The sequence below is a fragment of the Mesorhizobium sp. M7A.F.Ca.US.005.03.2.1 genome, from assembly GCF_003997795.1.
In the GTDB taxonomy this organism is placed as follows: domain Bacteria; phylum Pseudomonadota; class Alphaproteobacteria; order Rhizobiales; family Rhizobiaceae; genus Mesorhizobium; species Mesorhizobium ciceri.
Genome location: NZ_RZRP01000962.1, coordinates 1 through 2,207, shown reverse-complemented (window position 1 = coordinate 2,207; position 2,207 = coordinate 1). Strand labels below are relative to the sequence as shown.

Annotated in this window: 2 protein-coding genes; both read right to left on the bottom strand. The window is 63.0% G+C overall.

From position 1 onward, the window contains the following. Positions 1 to 112: 112 nt before the first annotated feature. Complete coding sequence (locus tag EN991_RS33235; protein ID WP_127370321.1) at positions 113 to 1,423, bottom strand: flavin monoamine oxidase family protein; 1,311 nt, start codon at positions 1,421 to 1,423, stop codon at positions 113 to 115. 76 nt (positions 1,424 to 1,499) lie between these two features. Beyond that, positions 1,500 to 2,207: dipeptidase (locus EN991_RS33230; protein WP_127370320.1), on the bottom strand; the 708-nt coding region annotated here is incomplete at its 5' end.

The following is a 2,207-nucleotide window of genomic DNA, read 5'->3' as shown; positions in this document are numbered from 1 at the left end:
CGAAACAGCATTTCGGGCGAAGCCGGGCAAAATCGGGTATGGCTTCGCCGGCGCCAGGGCTCGAGACGCAACTTGACCGATCTTGCCAAACAGTTTTTCGAAAAGATCAGGCTCAGCCCGGAGCCTGAAGCTCGGCGATGATTTTTTGCGCGGCGATGCGCCCGGCAATGATGGCGCCCTCGACATACCCCGGAAACGATGGCGAGAGTTCTGAAGAGGCGAGATACACCGGCGGTGCGCCGGCAAGGATCGTTCGCTCGGCGTCTGTCGCTGTAACATCGACAATAAGATCGCTGTACGCGCCGCCGCTCCAGCGATCTCCTGTCCAGTCACGCAAACTGAAATCGATGACGTCACCGGCATCCGGACCAAGGGCTGCCTCCAGCCGGCCGGTCACCTCCGCACGCAGTTCCGCCTCGCCGAGGTCGCGCCAACGCAGCGCGAGCGAGCCGCCGACGAACACGACGAGCGCCGCATGCTCCGCATCCTTGCCGGCGTCGCAGGCAAACAGCCCCGGCGGCTCGAGCCACATCACCATGCCGCTCAAATCCCGCGCCCGCCAAAACGGTTTGGCATAGCGCACCAGGATCTTGATAGCCGCGCCGCTTTCCCAGGCGCCGAGTGCCCGCCCCAGTCCGGCCGGCAAAGCGGGGGCAAAGGCGAGCTCCGTCACCGTCGCCGGCGGGACGGCAACCAGAACCGTGCGCGCCTCGACGGTATCCCCGGCCGAAACGACAAGAACACCTGGCGAACTGTGCTCGATGCGCGTGACCGGCTCGCTTAGCCGCAACCGATCGCCAAGGTCGCGGGCCAGATCGTCGGCCAGCGAATGCATGGTTTCGCGCACGAAATATTGCAGTTCCGTCACCTCGTTGGTGACCCGCCGGTCATTGTCGATCAAATACCAGAGAGGAATCTGGTCCAGCGCCATGCACCAGAGACCTTCGATCATCGAACGGAAAGCCATCCTTGCATCGGCGGAATCGTGCTGGCAGGCAAGCCAGTCGGCGACGGTCAGTCCGGCAATCGAGGCATCGTCCGGATCGATCCCGTTCATGCGCTCGCGGATCGCCATCGCGGCATGATAGGTCCGCTCTGCTCGTTGTGCGGACATCGTCGGCTGGGTGATGAAGTCGCCATCGACATGGGTTTCAACCAGCGTCTTGCCGCGCGCCTCGACCATGGCCATCAATTCCGGCATGTCCTCGCACAGGAACTGGCCGCCACTATCGATGCGTTCGCCAAGTCCGTTCAGTCGGGACTCGACGCGTCCGCCGACACGGTCGCGTGCTTCGAGCAGGATGAAATCGATGCCGGCCTTCTTCATCTCAAGCGCCGCCGACAGGCCGGTGAAACCCGCACCGACGATGACGACATCGGTTCGCTCGAATTCGCCGCCCTCATGCGTGAAGGTCTTCAGCATTGCCGGCTATCCACCCAATCGTATCCGGCTTCCACCGACGAACTATGTCCTTGTCGACATATGCCGCAGGCTGTCTCTAACCTATCGTTTTCTCGAGCATATTGAGCCAGTTGCGATAGGCGATTTTTTCGATCAGCGCGCGGCCGAAACCGCGTGCCGCCAATGCATCGATCAGCTTCGGCAGGCCGGCGACATCGCCGATGACGGCCGGGATCATGGCGCCGTCGAAATCGGAGCCAAGACCAACGCCATCCTCACCCAGCGCCTGCAGCAGCGAATCGATATGGCGCACCATGATATCGAGGCTGGTGTCGGCATTCATGCGACCGTCCTCGCGCAGGAAGCCGGTTGCGAAGTTCAGCCCGACCATGCCGCCGGTTTCGCGGATCGCGCCGAGCTGCCAGTCGGTCAAGTTACGCGAATGGCCGCAGATCGCGTGCACGTTGGAATGGGTCGCCACCAGCGGCGCATCGCTGAGTGCGGCGACATCGCGAAAGCCCTTCTCGTTGAGATGCGACAGGTCGATCATGATCTTCAACTGGTTGCAGGCCTTGACCAGCGCCTTGCCGGCATCGGTCAGGCCAGGGCCGGTGTCGGGCGAAGACGGGAAGCGGAACGGCACGCCGTGGCCAAAGGCGTTCGGACGGCTCCAGACGATGCCGAGCGAGCGCAGGCCGGCTTCATGCAGCACGTCGAGCATGGTGAGCTCGGGATCGATCGCCTCGACCCCTTCGATGTGGAACACCGCGGCGATCGACCCTTGCGCCATGGCATTGCGCACATC

Bases quoted from the DNA above. Each gene is read 5' to 3' on its own strand.
- EN991_RS33235 (WP_127370321.1), bottom strand. From the start codon at position 1,423: ATGCTGAAGACCTTCACGCATGAGGGCGGCGAATTCGAGCGAACCGAT.